The following is a 15,649-nucleotide window of genomic DNA, read 5'->3' as shown; positions in this document are numbered from 1 at the left end:
AAATAAAAATCACATCATGGGAGAATTCGGGTTTTATGTAGAACTGGGCTATAAGCACGTAATGGATCCCGGGGCTTATGATCACATCCTTTATCTCGCAGCCCTGGCTCTGCCCTTTACCTTCAGGGGATGGAAAAAAGTACTTTTCCTTGCTACCGTATTCACGATATTTCACTGTACATCTCTGGCCCTCTCTGTCTACGAACTCTTTCGCGTCCCGGCAGAGTGTATTGAATTCCTCATCCCGATCACCATTGTGATCACAGCAGTTCTCAGCCTGATGTTCACCAGGAGAGATGCCGATAAGACAGATCTGTATATGCACTGTCTTTCTGCTGCCTTCTTTGGTCTCATCCATGGCTTCGGTTTTTCTAACTACTTTAATATGCTCATGGCGGGGGAAGAATCCAAAGCAGGACCCCTTCTTGGATTCGCTACCGGGATAGAATTATCACAACTGGTGATCCTACTGGTGATGCTTGGGCTTACATACCTCTTCAGAACCCTGTTAAAAGTGCGATCATACTGGTATATTACTGTAGGAGCGATAATTATAGGGTTGGCCACAATACCTATGCTGATCGATACGTTCCCTAATTGGGTAGCCTGTTTTAATTAAAAATTAACCGTTTGGGGTTTGTGAAGCGTTCCTAAAGCAGGTATCTTAGTAGCAGCTAGAATCCCGCAACCCGAATTACCTTTATGAACGAGGGAAAACGATCAAAGTACGATAAGGCTTATTTACGGATGGCACATGAATGGGGTAAGCTATCCTATTGCGTCCGCCGGCAGGTGGGGGCGATCATCGTAAAAGACCGGATGATCATCTCTGATGGTTATAACGGGACTCCGACGGGTTTTGAGAATTTTTGCGAGGACGAGGAGGGTTATACCAAATGGTATGTTTTACATGCCGAGGCCAATGCCATCTTAAAAGTTGCTTCTTCTACCCAGAGCTGCCAGGGGGCTACATTATATATTACCATGTCTCCTTGTAAAGAATGCAGTAAGCTCATTCACCAGTCCGGCATAAAACGTGTGGTATACCAGACAGCGTATAAAGACGACTCCGGGCTCAGGTTCCTGCAAAAAGCAGGAGTGGAACTCCAGCATCTCCCGGTGATCGAGGAGAAAGTGATCTAAAAACTGATCGATGAAAAAACAGTATTACTTATGGCCTACGATTGTCGCCCTTGCCCTGGCATGCGGTATCTTTTTGGGCGGTAAACTGAATTTCAACGATACGCCGGAAAAACTCTTTACAACCAATTCGAAAAAAGATAAACTGAACCGTCTTATCGATTATATCGATTATGAATATGTAGACGATATCAATACAGACAGTATTGTAGACGTGACGGTGAACAATATCCTGGATAAACTGGATCCCCATTCTGTTTATATCCCTAAAGAAGATATGGCACAGGTCTCAGAGAACATGAAGGGTGACTTCGTGGGGATAGGGGTGAATTTCTATATGTATAAGGATACCATTGCCGTTATCCGTGCTGTGCAGAACGGCCCCAGTGAAGAGAAAGGGATAAAGCCGGGGGACAGGATCCTTATGGCCAATACCGATACTCTTTATGGAAAAAGATTGCCTAGTGCAGATATCGTGAGTAAGCTTAAAGGGAAAGAAGGTACCTCTGTAAAGCTTAAAATTTACAGGAAAACAGCGGATAAAACTTTTGACGTCAATATCCGGCGGGACCGGATTCCCCTGGCCAGCGTTGAGGCACAATATATGTTGCGAGAGGATATCGGGTATATCAAGGTGAATCGCTTTGCAGAATCTACTTATAAAGAATTTTCCAGGGCCCTGAAGAATCTTCAAAAGAAAGGGGCGGAAAAACTGGTGCTCGATCTCAGGGATAACCCAGGGGGCTATTTGGGAATTGCCCAGAAAATGGCCGATGAATTCCTGCAGGATGGCAAACTGATTCTCTATACTAAGAACAAAAAAGGCAAGGTCGATAAGACCTATGCTACTAAAAAAGGGAATTTTGAGAACAAACCGGTGTACGTACTGATCAATGAGCGTTCTGCATCTGCCAGCGAGATCGTTGCCGGGGCATTACAGGATAACGATATCGGCACCATCGTGGGGCGGAGATCCTTCGGGAAGGGCCTGGTTCAGCGCGAGATGGAACTCGGGGATGGATCAGCCGTAAGACTTACGGTATCCAGGTATTATACACCTACAGGGCGTTCTATTCAGAAGAGTTACGAGAATGGAACCGAGGATTACTATGAACGTTTTATGAACCGCTATGAAAATGGTGAGCTGATGGAAGCTGACAGTATCAAAGTAGCGGATTCTCTCCGGTTCGAGACTCCCAAAGGAAAGATAGTCTACGGGGGTGGAGGAATAATCCCTGATGTGTTCGTACCTATCGGCTCTCACGAAGAAGAAGCCGTGGAGAGCCTGGACAGTTCTTTTGGACTATTTTCAAGATTTATTTTTGACCACCTGGAAGAAGACAGGAACAGGTATGCCCAGATGAGCGAGCACCACTTTATGAATAAGTTCAACGTTGATGACATCCTTTTTGAGAACTTCATCAATTACGCTGAACGCTGGCCCTTGGTGCAGAAGCTCAACCTCCGCTATTACGATATGGAAGAGCGTATTAAGGGATACCTGAAAGCTGCCCTTGCTGCCCAGTTATTCGGACCTGACCAGCAGGCCAGGATAAAAGCCGAGAACGACCCTATGTTACAGAAGGTGCTTCAGCTGGACCGGCCTTCGGATACCCCGATGATCAGGCAGGATTAATCTTCCTCTATCTTTTTCTGGATCTTTTTGGAAGTGTTAAAGATCAGGATGAGTACGATGGCGCAAAGTGCCGCGACTATCCCGATGATGGCGATAGTGCTGTCTCCCTGTAACGGATCGTTGAAATCGATAACGGTTACATTATAGGCGATAAGCGCCAGTGCCAGTACGACAAGAATTATACTTAGATATTTGTTCATAACTACTTAAGGGTTGCCAGGGTTTCCTGTATCGCGAACAATTGGTGTACATTGGCTGCAAATAATTTTACAGCAATAGCCATCAGGATAACACCAAATACCTTCCGGATCACACTTAATCCACTCTTACCCAGGAAGCGACCAATACGTCCGGACGACTTCAGTACCAGGTAAACGAAAATGGTATTCAGAATAATGGCGATAATGATATTCTCCACGTGATACTCTGCCCGCAAAGATAATAAAGAAGTAAGGGTTCCCGCACCTGCGATCAGTGGAAATGCTATGGGTACGATAGATGCACTCTCAGGTTCGTCGTCTTTATAAAGGGAAATCCCGAGTATCATTTCAATTGCAAGGAAAAATATGATGAAGGCACCGGCCACTGCGAATGAATTCACGTCTATCCCGATCAGGTTCAGGATCTCTTCCCCGACAAAGAGGAAAGCGACCATGATACAGGCGGCAACGATAGTTGCCTTTCCTGACTGGATGTGCCCTACCTTGTTTCGCAGGCTAACGATCACAGGAATCCCTCCCAGGATATCGATGACAGCAAAAAGAACCATTGTCGTGGTTGCAATTTCGCGAAAGTCTAAACTCATAGCATTTATTTTTAAAAGTCGACAAAGGTACGTCTTAGAAGCATCCTTGGATTACGAAACCATTAAATTATTACTGTCTTAACAATAACAAAGCGGTATCTTTGGCCGACTTAAATGAGTGGGTATGTTTCAACTGGGAAAGACCATTGTTTCCGAAGAAATTATTGAGAACGATTTTGTATGCAATTTAAGTGCCTGCAAAGGGGCTTGCTGCGTGGAAGGGGAGGCTGGTGCCCCCCTCGAGGCTGCAGAGACAGAGATTCTCAGAGAAATTTATCCCAAGGTGAGACCTTATCTGAGACCGGAGGGAATTACTGCCATCGAACAGCAGGGCACTTACGTGAAAGGTAGTGATGGCGACTGGGAAACCCCCCTGGTCAATAACAAGGAATGCGCCTACGTGACTTTCAGTGATAACGGGACAGCGCTCTGCGGCCTGGAGCAGGCGGCGAAGGATGGGGTCACCAATTGGGTAAAACCGGTTTCCTGCCACCTGTACCCTGTTCGCGTCAGGGAGTATACGGAACTTACGGCAGTGAACTACCACAAATGGCAGATCTGTGATCCGGCTTGTGGCCTTGGTGCTGAATTACAGGTTCCTGTCTACAAATTCGTAAAAGAAGCCCTGGTTCGGAAATTCGGCCAAGAGTGGTATGAAGAACTTGAAAAAGTAGCCAAAGAACACCTCAGGCCGTAGGGATATGAAGGACGATTTGGGTGCCGGTCGGTTGCCGCATCCGGTCGAAAAGGTCAATGATATCAATTTCGAACGAATTCCGGTAAGCCTTTGAGAAATTCTGAAGTCGTTCCTTGGTGATGTCTATTCCCAGGGATTTTCGCTTTAAAACCCTGCTTTTTTTCAAGGCCTCTGAAGCATCGCGTCCCACCCCGTTATCTGTAATGGCGATCTGCATGAACCTTTCATTCTCGCGGGAGATGTGCAACTCGATATTCTTTTCACCTTCCTTGGATGAAAGTCCGTGCCACAGGGCGTTCTCCAGGAAAGGTTGCAGTATGAGCGATGGAACTTTTACCTGGTGCGGGTCTATCTGCTGGTCGATCCGGACGGTGAAATTGATCTCGTTATTAAACCGGATGTTCTCAATATTCATATATAGTTTTACTGTTTCCAGTTCTTCGGCCAGGGATATCTCTTTTACGGAGGAGGCATCCAGGATCTTCCTAACTAACTTGGAGAACTTGTTGAGGTAGTGTACGGCATTCTTCTTCTCGTTATTGATAATGTACAGTTTGATGGAGTTCAGGGAGTTAAACAGGAAATGCGGATTCATCTGGCTGCGGAGCATGGTCTGTTCCAGGGTCAGCAGCTTTTTATCGCTCCTGAGCTGGTACTGCCGGTAAAAAATGTAAAGTATGAGGATGAAAAGTGCCAGGACCAGGGTGCTTATGATCAGCGTGTTCTGGTTTCTTTTTAATCTCAATTTGACCAGTTCGTTCTCCTGTGCCAGGGATTCTATCCGGTTGTTTCGTTCTTCGGATTCTGCCAGCGAGATCACATCGTATACGTAGCGGGTATTTCGCTCGTTCGAGATCTTTCGTCGCATGGTTTGCGCCTGTTCGTAGTATTCGAGTGCATTTTCAAAATCCCCTTCCTTCTCATAAAGATCGTGAAAGAAAGTCTTGGCGGTGTAAATGTTGCCGTAGATGTTGTATTCCTCCGCCATTCGTAATCCTTTGCCCAGGTATTGTTTAGCATCTTCATGTTGATCCATGTGTATATACGTCCAGCCGATATTGATGTAGATCGCAGAGATCATTTCCATGTCCCCGGTTTCTTCGGCCAGGGGAAGGATAGAATTAAAGATTCCGAGGGCTTCTTCCAATTTGTCCTGGTGTACATAGACATGTGCAATGCCAAAATTGCCCATCACCTGCACCTGGTCAGAACTGACCAATTCATTGAGTTCAAGTGCCTCGTTATAATTCACCAGTGCTTCCTCCAAATTTCCCATGGCCTCCAGCGATTCACCAATCCGGGCGTAGTTGATAGCGGCCTGGGGAATATTCCCAAGTTCCAGTTCAAGTTCCACCGCCTCACGGAACAGGTCTATAGCCAGGTCATACTGCTCCAGGGTGCGGTAAATATTCCCAATCCCGTTCAGGGAGGCATTCATGGTGCTTTTGATCAGGGGAGATGGGTCCTTAACGGAACGTGCCAGGTATAGTGCCTCCTTACTGTAATCCAGGGCAGATTTGATCGCGTTGCTCTGTAAATAGTCCAGCCCCAGCATATTCAGGCTATGTATCCTGAGTTCCATGTTGTTGGCGACAATGGCAGCCTCTAGTCCCTGCTGGTGATATCGTATGGCCTGGGAATTATTTGCAAGATCTCTTGAGCGTATTCCCAGCTGGTTATAGGCGTATGCCAGTCCATCGAAATACTGGATAGAATCTGACCTCCTGACCAGGTATGTAAGTAGAACACTGTCTTTCCGGTAGGGAGAAAAAACTCGGTCCAACTCCTTGTAAGTATTTGGTTTTACTTTCAGAACGCTGTCAGTTTTTCTCAGGAATTCGGCCGTATCGTGCTGGGCATTTGAAAAAATACCAGAGATCATTAGCAACGGGCATATTATATTCCGGGGAAAAGCGCGTTTCATTTGGTCGATTTATAACATATCCAGGAAATCTGACTTTTTCTGCCTGGAAACCGGGATCTTGTGTCCTGAAACCAATACAACGTATCCGTCAGTCTTAATAAATTCCTTGATCTTAGAGAGGTTGATGATATACGAGTTATGGATGCGATAAAATACGTCTGCAGGTAATAATAAGTTTACTTCTTTCAGTTTTTTCGTCAGTACGATCCTTTGCCCGTCTTTCAGGTAAAGCGTACTATAGTTGCCGTCAGATTCTGCATACAGGATTTCATCAGCTGTAAGAAAGATGAGTTTACCATCCGTGTTTACCGTGATCTTTTTATGGACCGGGTTATTATTGAAATTCAGTAATAATTTCTCAAGTTTATCGGTATTCAGGTTCCGTGCCTGGTATTTCTTGATCTTACTGATCGTCTCTTTCAGGTCATCACCGTCTATGGGCTTCAGCAGGTAGTCCAGCGCCTCGTTCTTCAGGGCCTGGATGGCGTATTGATTGTAGGCAGTGGTGATGACTACGGGAAAATCTCGTTTGGTGATCTTCTGGATGAACTGGAATCCGTCCATTTTTGGCATTTCAATATCGAGAAACAGGCAGTCCGGGCTATGTTTCTCGAGGTACTCCAGGGCTTCAAAGGGATCGGTAAAAGAGGCTTTCACATGGATCTCGTTGCTGAAGTTTGTCAGTTCCCAGGACAAGCTTTGCAATGCTTTCTTCTCATCGTCTACAAGTACGGCTTCAAGCATGAGAATTATTTCTTTAAAGGAAAGATAATCAAATATAAGAAGGAGATTATTCAGTACCTATAAAAGTTGTACATAAAGATCTGAAAGCCGTACAGATAACCCGGCGGCGGTGAGATGTATTCTATTTTTGGGGTAAATCCTTTTCTCTAAATACAGGAGAGGCTACGATTATTATCTGCGCCAAAAGGGATAAAGGGGCCTTATTGAGTGTTGCTGCTAAATTTAGCACATTTTTTAACCGCCATCCATACATAATTTATTGCAGGTTATACATATAGCCCCTAAAACAGTAGAGATTCAATTACATTTGATATTGCGAAAATTCCCCAGGATACATTATGTATCTGAAGAAATTATCAACGAATCCTGGGAATTATGAAAAAGTGTGTAATCCTGTTCTGCGTTCTGATTCTCACCCTGATCCTAGCGTCGATCACCGAGAGGAGATTAGAGGAACAACAAGAGTCGAAATTGGTGATCGCCACCAATCCGGCAGAACTGATTGCCACAACGAATAGCAGGCCTTAGATCTGTACAAGGAATTATCCATTTTCAACTCAACGCTCAAGGTGGGTTTGCACTTTAGAGCGATTCGGTAACCTTAGGGGAGCCGAGTAATACATAACTATCAGACCAAAAGTACGATCCTGACGGGAGTGCTTATCCTAGGGTGGCACAGCTGTTAAAAACAGCACCCGTGGTTGCAATTGCACGAACAGGATAACCAGACCAATTTTTGGCCATGGTATTTGCGGGATATAGGTTTCGGGGGAACTACCTAGTTCAGCAGATCCATTTGTCGTGATAACAAATTTTTATCGCAGCCAGAAGGATCGTACGGGTTTGATAGATTTTTTTTTACTTCCTTTTACTTTCTCCTTCCATTTAAGAATAATCATCTCTATCCGGTCACTCTTTCGTGTTACCGGGACCTGACTCTAACTCTTTTCAAATAAACCGTAAAGTATATAAATACCGACTCTTTGGTTTATTCTGTAAATGTTTTTTTATGTCGAATTCTATTAAGAGTGTGCGGCATCCCGGAGGCCTAACAAACTTCCTTGCCGAGGTGGGATTTCAACAAATTCTGTTAAAAACTTTAAGACCAATTCGCGGAAATAGGGTTTCGTTATTGAACCCTTTTTTAAATCTTTGTTATTCCCAACACGAACAACTTTCGCACTTCATACTAACACTAAAACGCATTGATTATGTCATCATCTTCAGTAGAACCTATTTTAAAAGAAAACGAAGGTCGCTTTGTGATCTTCCCTATCCAACATCACGATCTCTGGGAATGGTATAAGAAATGCGAAGCCTGTTTCTGGACCGCTGAAGAAATAGACCTGCACCAGGACCTGGCCGACTGGAACAATAAGCTGAATGATGACGAAAAGTACTTTATAAAACATATCCTGGCGTTTTTTGCAGCCTCGGACGGGATCGTTAATGAGAACCTTGCGGAAAATTTCGTGAACGAAGTGCAATACCCGGAAGCTAAGTTCTTCTATGGCTTCCAGATCATGATGGAGAATATCCATTCCGAGACCTACTCCCTCCTGATCGATACCTACGTGAAGGACGAAAAAGAAAAGAACATTCTCTTCAAGGCTATCGAGAACTTTCCTGCTATAAAGAAAAAAGCCGACTGGGCTCTTAAATGGATCGAGTCTCCCAGCTTCGCAGAAAGACTGATCGCTTTTGCGGCGGTCGAAGGGATCTTCTTCTCAGGGGCCTTCTGCTCTATCTTCTGGCTTAAGAAAAGAGGCCTGATGCCAGGCCTGACCTTCTCTAACGAGTTGATCTCCCGTGATGAAGGAATGCACTGTGATTATGCCGTCCACCTACACAACAAACACCTGGTGAATAAGGTGCCAAAATCGCGTATTACCGATATCATTGTCGATGCGCTGAATATAGAACGTGAATTCATTACCGAATCGCTTCCGGTAAGCCTTATCGGGATGAATGCCAAGCTGATGACCCAGTACCTGGAGTTTGTCGCTGATCGCCTGCTGGTTGAACTGGAGTGCGAGAAAGTTTATAACTCGACCAATCCATTCGATTTCATGGATATGATCTCCCTGCAGGGGAAAACCAATTTCTTTGAGAAGCGTGTTTCTGAATACCAGAAGGCCGGTGTACTTAACAAAGACCAGGATTCCGATGCGCAGAAGATCAGCTTCGACGCAGATTTCTAAACAGTAAACAATCCATCCGCATGCGTCCCCCAAGGGGCGAAATGTGCTCAATATATATCCAGGTTGTACTTCCTGCCGAAGTACGACACAAGCAACGTATCACCTTAAATCAACTAAACACATGTTTGTAGTAAAAAGAGACGGAAGAAAAGAGCCGATTATGTTCGATAAGATCACGGCCCGTGTTCGTAAGTTATGTTATGGCTTAAACGAACTCGTAGACCCAGTTAAAGTGGCCATGCGGGTCATTGAAGGACTTTATGACGGGGTTACTACCTCTGAATTGGATAACCTGGCGGCCGAGATCGCGGCAACCATGACAACGACACACCCGGATTATGCCAAGCTGGCTGCACGTATTTCCGTTTCTAACCTGCACAAGAATACCAAGAAATCTTTTTCCGAGACCATGCAGGATCTCTATGAGTACGTCAATCCACGTACCGGGAAGAAAGCACCCCTGGTGTCTGATGAAGTGTTTAAGGTGATCTCTGATAATGCAGCTGAACTGGATAGTACCATCATTTATAATCGGGATTTCGGCTACGACTATTTTGGATTTAAGACATTAGAACGTTCATACCTGCTTAAGATCAACGGTAAGATCGCCGAGCGTCCGCAGCATATGCTGATGCGTGTCGCCGTGGGAATTCACCTGAACGACCTGGAAGCCGCCAAGGAGACCTACGAACTGATGTCTAAAAAGTATTTTACACATGCTACCCCGACCCTGTTCAATGCGGGGACACCTAAACCACAGATGTCTTCATGTTTCCTGCTAGCCATGAAAGACGATAGTATCGACGGGATCTATGATACCTTGAAAAATACGGCCAAGATATCCCAGTCAGCTGGTGGTATCGGTTTATCTATCCACAATATCCGCGCTACAGGGTCTTACATTGCAGGAACCAACGGTACTTCTAATGGGATAGTGCCAATGCTTAAGGTCTTTAACGACACAGCCAGATATGTTGACCAGGGTGGTGGGAAAAGAAAAGGTAGTTTCGCTATCTACGTTGAGCCATGGCATGCCGATATTTTTGATTTCCTGGATCTTAAGAAAAACCACGGAAAAGAAGAGATGCGTGCCAGGGACCTGTTCTACGCCATGTGGGTGCCGGACCTATTCATGAAAAGGGTAGAGGCTAACGAGGAGTGGACCCTGATGTGCCCCAATGAGTGCCCGGGTTTATATAACCACCACAGCGAAGAATTCGAGGAGCGATACCTGAAATATGAAGCTGAAGGAAAAGGCCGTAAGACCATCAAGGCCAGGGACCTCTGGGAAAAAATACTGGAGTCGCAGATAGAAACCGGAACGCCATATATGCTGTATAAGGATGCAGCTAACCGCAAGAGTAACCAGAAGAACCTGGGAACTATCCGTTCTTCTAACCTTTGTACGGAGATCATGGAGTATACCTCCCCGGACGAAGTGGCCGTATGTAACCTGGCTTCGATCGCACTTCCGATGTTCATCAAGAACGGACAGTTTGATCACAAAGAATTATTCCGTGTCACCAAACGGGTGACCAAGAACCTGAACAGGGTAATAGACCGTAATTACTACCCTATCAAGGAGGCAGAGAATTCTAACATGCGCCACCGCCCAATCGGGCTGGGGGTCCAGGGATTGGCAGACGCCTTCATCATGCTGCGCCTTCCCTTTACCAGTGACGAGGCAAAGCAGCTGAACCAGGATATCTTTGAGACCTTGTATTTTGCTGCGGTTACCGCCTCTATGGAAATGGCACAGGAAGAAGGTCCTTACCAGACCTATGAAGGATCTCCGATCTCCCAGGGAGAGTTCCAGCATAATTTATGGGGCATCAAGGACGAAGAACTATCCGGTCGCTGGGATTGGGGCAAACTTCGTAAAAGTGTTAAGAAGCACGGGGTTAGAAACTCTTTATTGGTTGCGCCTATGCCAACCGCTTCAACCTCGCAGATCCTCGGGAATAACGAGTGCTTTGAGCCTTACACTTCTAATATCTACACAAGGAGGGTATTGTCCGGTGAATTTATCGTGGTGAACAAACACCTCTTGGAGGACCTTGTAGGACTCGGTCTATGGAACGAGGACCTGAAGCAGGAACTGATGCGTGCCAATGGTTCTGTGCAACACATTGAAGGTATCCCGGAAGACATTAAGGAACTGTACAAAACAGTCTGGGAGTTGAGCATGAAGGATATCATTGATATGAGCCGCCAGCGGGGTTACTTTATAGACCAGAGCCAGTCGCTTAACCTGTTCATGGAGAACGCCAATTATTCCAAGCTTACCTCTATGCATTTCTATGCCTGGAAAAGCGGTTTAAAAACGGGTATGTATTACCTGAGAACAAAAGCAGCGGTAGATGCTATCAAGTTTACGCTGGACAACAGCAAGAAAAAAGAAGCACCTGAAGAAACTAAAGTACCGGAACTGTCAGTAACAGCAGCCCCGGCTAAGGAAGTCACCGCGGCTATGGATGTAAAACCTACTCCGGTAGTTGCCGAAGACACAGATACATCCCCGATGAGCGCGGAAGAGATGAAGATGCTGATCGCACGTGCCAAGGAAGGCCAGGCAGATGATGATTGCCTGATGTGTGGCTCTTAAGTTTTAGTGTTTATTCTTGATCGGGATACCCCGGGTATTTCAATGTGGCAGCACAACGAAATCGCCTGGGGTATTTTTTTATACTACCCAGGGCTGTAAATTAAACCGCCGGTTCTACTGGTTATTTGGAAATATAACCTCGGAATACCTGGTAAGAAGCCGCCAGAAGAAAAATGTAGATCAAAAGCAAGAGTACCGAAACGTCCATGACAAGGGGATTATGTTCATCTTAAGGTACTTACGCAAAAACGAGGGTACGCGGATGTGGCGATAACGTTAAAATTTAGTCGAAATGGGCACTTCTCCAGGCTGCACTCATTTCTTTAATGCATGGTACATTAATCTTCCCAGGAGAAGAAGTATCCCATACACCACCAGAAATATTATATAGGTTTCCATAGCTCTTTTTTAGACGAAAAGAGTGGTGTTATTCTTTCTAAAGAAGCCGTTAAATAGTGTGAAATTCCTGCCAATTATTCCTTCTGCCCCTCAGAGTTACTTTCTGATGTCAACCTCTTTGTAGGCATTAATGACCGCTAGTTCTCCTTCCTTACCGGGTTTGGAATTGCCGTGTTCCATCCCCAGGATACCACTGTAGCCTTTCTGATGGAGGAACCTGAAGATATTCCTGTAGTTGATCTCCCCGGTGGTAGGCTCGTTCCTGCCCGGGTTATCCCCTATCTGGATATAAGCGATCTCGTCCCAGCACCGCTCCATATTAGGGATCAGGTTGCCCTCTTGTATCTGCTGGTGGTAGATGTCAAAGAGGATCTTGCAGGATGGAGAATTTACCGCTTTACAGATCTCGTAAGCCTGTGGAGAACCTGTCAGGAACAGACCGGGATGGTTATAGAAATTCAGAGGTTCCAGGACCATGACCAGTCCATGGGGCTCCAGGATGGCACTTGCCTTTCTCAGGCTTTCTATGACATTGGCGGTCTGGTAACCCATGGTGAGCCTGGGATCCGTATGCCCGGGTACAACCGTCATCCATTTGGCTCCCACCCGTTTTGCTACGGCTATTGCCGCTTTGATCTCCTGTAGAAAATCTTCCTGCCTGGCCGGGTCCCCGGATGCCAGGTTGGGTTCTTCCCAATATATGGTGTGTGCGACAAAGACGCCCATACTCATATTCAGATCGGACATGGCCTTGGCTATCCGTTCCTGTTCTGCAACACTTCTCCCGGCCATTCCATTGTCCTCGAATGCACGGAATCCTTGATCGGCCATAAACGTGAGTTGGGCAACCGGGTCCTCGCCTGCATGTTCTTTAAACATGCCTAAATGGGGTGCGTACCTCAGGCCGAATTCATGGGTGGGTCTTGCAGCAGGAGTTGCACCAAATGCAAGTGCCCCGCCCAGGGAGATCGCTCCGCCGGAAAGGGCACTTTTTTGTATAAAGTTTCGTCTATTCATAATTGGAGATGCCGATAGACCATGCTTTGCCCCCGGTAAGAGTCTCCACATCGTCACAGGCTACGTACTGCCCGGGAACCGGGAGATATGCCAGTACTTCTTCTCCTATGTATTCTGATGTACTGTAACCCCAGATGGTTAAACCACGCAGGTTATTCGCAAAAGAAAAACGGGCAATGTTATCGTCAAGGGTGACGGCTTTCCCCTGGGAAACTGCCTCCTGGTAATTGGTGATACTCTCAAACATCTGCACTTCTTCTTCCTTGGTATTTCTCAAGGCTTCTGCCAGTACAGGTTCCAGGTCCTCGGTTTTAAGGTCCTCGATCTTATCTTTTCCGGAAACTCGCACGGCCTCCTCCATGAATCTGCTCATACCAAGTTTAAAGAGGTCCTGTTTTTCAGGTTCCATCACCTCGTTGGCCAGGCGATCAATAAAGAGGTGGACCTGGACTTCAGAAGCAGCAGGAGTGTCGGTTTTAGGCAGGATGATATCCACCAGCTTGGTGATCGCGGCTCCTTCCCCCACAGAGAAGAAATCCGGGGTCCATACCATGGCTTTCTCTTCCTGGCAACTTTGCATCAGGCTTATCAGCGTCGGGGTTGCAACAGCATATCCCAGGGATAAACCCATATTCTTGAGTGCTTTTCTTCTGTCCATTAGATATTTCCTTTTTTCAGTTCGTTAACAGCGTGGTTGGCCGCCCTGGCAGTAAACGCCATGTAGGTCAATGAAGGGTTTACACAGGAGGCAGAGGTCATAAAGGCCCCATCCGTTACGTATACATTAGGTACGGCATGTACCTGGTTGTAACCATTCACCACTGATGTCTTTGGATTTCTACCCATCCGGGCTGTCCCCATCTCGTGGATCCCAAGCCCAAGGGCCCCGGGATTGTCAAATCCCTGGACATCTCTTGCTCCGGCCTTCTCTAGCATTTCAATGGCCTGCTCCTGCATATCCTTACGCATGTTCCATTCGTTCTCTTTAAATTCGGCATCAAAGGTCACCGTTGGCAGACCCCATCCGTCCAGTTTATCGTAATCAAGGGTCATACGGTTATCCTCGTAGGGCAATACTTCCCCGAAACCTCCGATTCCCATGGTCCAGCCGCCGGGTTTTAAAATGGCATCTTTTAAAGCTTTACCATGAGACATTTCTGCAATGGCATCTGTCCAGTTGCCCCTGCCGGCACCTCCCTGGTAACCGTAGCCCCGGATATAATCGTTCCGGTTAGAACTGCCTCCAAGGTTGCGGAACCGTGGGATATAAACCCCGTTTGGTTTCCTTCCCTTGTAATATTTATCGTCAAATCCTTCTATCTTTCCGCTGGCTCCCACACCCAGGTGGTGGTCCATGATGTTACGGCCTAATTGGTCAGAATCGTTCCCCATCCCGTTCGGGAAGCGGTCAGATCTGGATTGCATCAGGATCGATGTTGAAGCAATGGCTGATGCGCATAAGAAGATCACTTTTGCTTTGAATTCAAATTCTTCCTTGGTCACCCTGTCTATCACTTTGACCCCGGTGGCGCGTTTTGTGTCCGGGTCATAGATCACTTCATGGACAATGGAATCCGGTCTCAGCGTCATATTCCCAGTCCGCTCAGCAGCGGGCAGGGTAGAGGAATTACTGCTGAAATAAGATCCAAAAGGACAGCCGCGGATACAGCGGTTCCTGTATTGGCAGCGTATACGCCCATCATATTGTTTGTCGCTGTTTATATGAGCCACACGGCCGGCTGTTACCACCCGTCCGTCAAAATTTTCTCCCACGCTCTCCCGGAATTTTTGTTCCACGCAGTTCAGCTCCATCATCGGTTCAAAGACTCCGTCAGGTAATTGTGGTAATCCAAGCTTTTCACCGGTTACCCCGATAAAGGATTCCACTTTATCATACCAGGGCGCAATATCTTTATATCTCACCGGCCAATCTACGGCTATCCCGTCCCGGCGGTTGGCTTCAAAATCAAGGTCGCTCCAGCGGTAGCTGTGTCTTCCCCACATAATAGAACGTCCCCCAACATGGTAACCCCGCATCCAGTCAAATCGTTTGGTTTCATTATAAGGATGCTCCAGGTCATTTACGAACCAGAAATTATGAGGAGCTTTAACCGTATACCCGGTTCTCGCTTGTTTTTGCTGTTTGGCCTTTTCTTCCCTTGGCAGTTCACCACGGTTCGGAAAATCCCAGTCATCCATGTTGGCTGTGGGGTAATCTTCAATATGTTTTACCATGCGGCCACGATCCAAAACGAGGGTTTTTAAACCGTTTTCGCACAATTCTTTAGCAGCCCAGCCTCCACTGATACCGGTTCCAACAACAATCGCATCATACGATTCCTGCTCTTCATTGTAATAGAATTTACTCATGTTTGGGATTGTTTATTTGCTAAAAGTATTAAATATTAAATAAAATTTCTACATTTAAAATTCATTATTTCCCCTAAGTTCGCAGTGTTATCAAGGGTATTATAGGAATAG

General features: G+C 46.2%; 14 protein-coding genes. 7 read left to right on the top strand and 7 right to left on the bottom strand.

The window, feature by feature from the left end; translation table 11 throughout:
* Positions 1-16: 16 nt before the first annotated feature.
* The 3 genes from CLV82_RS02285 (at position 17) to CLV82_RS02275 (ending at position 2,776) form a co-directional block, all read left to right on the top strand.
* Positions 17-619 (top strand): HupE/UreJ family protein, encoded by a 603-nt coding sequence (locus CLV82_RS02285; RefSeq protein ID WP_133642676.1) that lies wholly within the window; start codon positions 17-19, stop codon positions 617-619.
* Positions 620-702: 83 nt separating this feature from the next.
* Positions 703-1,143, top strand: coding sequence for a deoxycytidylate deaminase (locus CLV82_RS02280; RefSeq protein ID WP_133642675.1), 441 nt, complete (start codon positions 703-705; stop codon positions 1,141-1,143).
* Positions 1,144-1,153: 10 nt separating this feature from the next.
* Positions 1,154-2,776 (top strand): S41 family peptidase, encoded by a 1,623-nt coding sequence (locus tag CLV82_RS02275; RefSeq protein WP_133642674.1) that lies wholly within the window; start codon positions 1,154-1,156, stop codon positions 2,774-2,776.
* On the opposite strand, the gene CLV82_RS02270 is transcribed toward CLV82_RS02275, so the two are convergent.
* Together CLV82_RS02270 and CLV82_RS02265 are read right to left on the bottom strand one after the other, a co-directional pair.
* Entirely contained in the window at positions 2,773-2,976 is a 204-nt protein-coding gene (locus tag CLV82_RS02270; RefSeq protein WP_133642673.1) for a hypothetical protein, read from the bottom strand. The two genes, CLV82_RS02275 and CLV82_RS02270, sit on opposite strands and share 4 nt — an antisense overlap.
* 2 nt (positions 2,977-2,978) lie before the next feature.
* Positions 2,979-3,581: a MarC family protein gene (locus CLV82_RS02265; RefSeq protein ID WP_133642672.1), complete on the bottom strand. Its 603-nt coding sequence runs from the start codon at positions 3,579-3,581 to the stop codon at positions 2,979-2,981.
* A gap of 124 nt (positions 3,582-3,705) precedes the next feature.
* Between CLV82_RS02265 and CLV82_RS02260 the strand changes: the two genes are divergently transcribed.
* On the top strand, positions 3,706-4,278 hold the full coding sequence (locus CLV82_RS02260) for a DUF3109 family protein (RefSeq protein WP_133642671.1): 573 nt from the start codon (positions 3,706-3,708) through the stop codon (positions 4,276-4,278).
* Here the strand turns inward: CLV82_RS02260 and CLV82_RS02255 are convergent.
* Both CLV82_RS02255 and CLV82_RS02250 read right to left on the bottom strand, forming a co-directional pair.
* Positions 4,268-6,202, bottom strand: a complete 1,935-nt coding sequence (locus CLV82_RS02255) for a tetratricopeptide repeat-containing sensor histidine kinase (protein WP_133642670.1) — start codon at positions 6,200-6,202, stop codon at positions 4,268-4,270. The genes CLV82_RS02260 and CLV82_RS02255 overlap by 11 nt on opposite strands.
* 9 nt (positions 6,203-6,211) lie before the next feature.
* Positions 6,212-6,946 carry a LytR/AlgR family response regulator transcription factor gene (locus CLV82_RS02250; protein WP_133642669.1) on the bottom strand — a complete coding sequence of 245 codons (735 nt, stop codon included), beginning with the start codon at positions 6,944-6,946 and terminating at the stop codon, positions 6,212-6,214.
* A 375-nt stretch (positions 6,947-7,321) separates the two neighbouring features.
* Between CLV82_RS02250 and CLV82_RS14685 the strand changes: the two genes are divergently transcribed.
* The 3 genes from CLV82_RS14685 (at position 7,322) to CLV82_RS02240 (ending at position 11,752) form a co-directional block, all read left to right on the top strand.
* Positions 7,322-7,474 carry a hypothetical protein gene (locus tag CLV82_RS14685; protein WP_166636656.1) on the top strand — a complete coding sequence of 51 codons (153 nt, stop codon included), beginning with the start codon at positions 7,322-7,324 and terminating at the stop codon, positions 7,472-7,474.
* 683 nt (positions 7,475-8,157) lie between these two features.
* Positions 8,158-9,147, top strand: a complete 990-nt coding sequence (locus tag CLV82_RS02245) for a ribonucleotide-diphosphate reductase subunit beta (protein WP_133642668.1) — start codon at positions 8,158-8,160, stop codon at positions 9,145-9,147.
* Between the two features lie 121 nt (positions 9,148-9,268).
* Positions 9,269-11,752, top strand: a complete 2,484-nt coding sequence (locus tag CLV82_RS02240) for a ribonucleoside-diphosphate reductase subunit alpha (protein ID WP_133642667.1) — start codon at positions 9,269-9,271, stop codon at positions 11,750-11,752.
* A 495-nt stretch (positions 11,753-12,247) separates the two neighbouring features.
* Here CLV82_RS02240 and CLV82_RS02235 read toward each other — a convergent pair whose 3' ends face one another.
* Genes CLV82_RS02235 through CLV82_RS02225 form a run of 3 tightly spaced genes read right to left on the bottom strand, consistent with a single transcriptional unit; the run spans position 12,248 to position 15,538 of the window.
* Positions 12,248-13,168, bottom strand: coding sequence for a hydroxypyruvate isomerase family protein (locus CLV82_RS02235; RefSeq protein ID WP_133642666.1), 921 nt, complete (start codon positions 13,166-13,168; stop codon positions 12,248-12,250).
* Positions 13,161-13,826, bottom strand: a complete 666-nt coding sequence (locus CLV82_RS02230) for a gluconate 2-dehydrogenase subunit 3 family protein (protein WP_133642665.1) — start codon at positions 13,824-13,826, stop codon at positions 13,161-13,163. Before CLV82_RS02230 ends, CLV82_RS02235 begins: the two co-directional genes overlap by 8 nt.
* The gene (locus CLV82_RS02225) at positions 13,826-15,538 is read right to left on the bottom strand and encodes a GMC oxidoreductase (protein ID WP_133642664.1); all 1,713 of its coding nucleotides are present in this window, start codon (positions 15,536-15,538) and stop codon (positions 13,826-13,828) included. The genes CLV82_RS02230 and CLV82_RS02225 overlap by 1 nt, the downstream gene beginning before the upstream one ends.
* Between the last annotated feature and the right edge of the window lie 111 nt (positions 15,539-15,649).

Origin of the sequence: Zeaxanthinibacter enoshimensis (assembly GCF_004362865.1) — a bacterium.
Taxonomy (GTDB): domain Bacteria; phylum Bacteroidota; class Bacteroidia; order Flavobacteriales; family Flavobacteriaceae; genus Zeaxanthinibacter; species Zeaxanthinibacter enoshimensis.
This window is presented reverse-complemented; position numbering and strand designations above follow the sequence as displayed.

Excerpts from the sequence above, each read along its gene's own strand:
- CLV82_RS02285 (WP_133642676.1), top strand. The coding sequence starts at position 17 with ATGGGAGAATTCGGGTTTTATGTAGAACTGGGCTATAAGCACGTAATG.
- CLV82_RS02280 (WP_133642675.1), top strand. The coding sequence starts at position 703 with ATGAACGAGGGAAAACGATCAAAGTACGATAAGGCTTATTTACGGATG.
- CLV82_RS02275 (WP_133642674.1), top strand. The coding sequence starts at position 1,154 with ATGAAAAAACAGTATTACTTATGGCCTACGATTGTCGCCCTTGCCCTG.
- CLV82_RS02270 (WP_133642673.1), bottom strand. The coding sequence starts at position 2,976 with ATGAACAAATATCTAAGTATAATTCTTGTCGTACTGGCACTGGCGCTT.
- CLV82_RS02265 (WP_133642672.1), bottom strand. The coding sequence starts at position 3,581 with ATGAGTTTAGACTTTCGCGAAATTGCAACCACGACAATGGTTCTTTTT.
- CLV82_RS02260 (WP_133642671.1), top strand. The coding sequence starts at position 3,706 with ATGTTTCAACTGGGAAAGACCATTGTTTCCGAAGAAATTATTGAGAAC.
- CLV82_RS02255 (WP_133642670.1), bottom strand. The coding sequence starts at position 6,202 with ATGAAACGCGCTTTTCCCCGGAATATAATATGCCCGTTGCTAATGATC.
- CLV82_RS02250 (WP_133642669.1), bottom strand. The coding sequence starts at position 6,946 with ATGCTTGAAGCCGTACTTGTAGACGATGAGAAGAAAGCATTGCAAAGC.
- CLV82_RS14685 (WP_166636656.1), top strand. The coding sequence starts at position 7,322 with ATGAAAAAGTGTGTAATCCTGTTCTGCGTTCTGATTCTCACCCTGATC.
- CLV82_RS02245 (WP_133642668.1), top strand. The coding sequence starts at position 8,158 with ATGTCATCATCTTCAGTAGAACCTATTTTAAAAGAAAACGAAGGTCGC.
- CLV82_RS02240 (WP_133642667.1), top strand. The coding sequence starts at position 9,269 with ATGTTTGTAGTAAAAAGAGACGGAAGAAAAGAGCCGATTATGTTCGAT.
- CLV82_RS02235 (WP_133642666.1), bottom strand. The coding sequence starts at position 13,168 with ATGAATAGACGAAACTTTATACAAAAAAGTGCCCTTTCCGGCGGAGCG.
- CLV82_RS02230 (WP_133642665.1), bottom strand. The coding sequence starts at position 13,826 with ATGGACAGAAGAAAAGCACTCAAGAATATGGGTTTATCCCTGGGATAT.
- CLV82_RS02225 (WP_133642664.1), bottom strand. The coding sequence starts at position 15,538 with ATGAGTAAATTCTATTACAATGAAGAGCAGGAATCGTATGATGCGATT.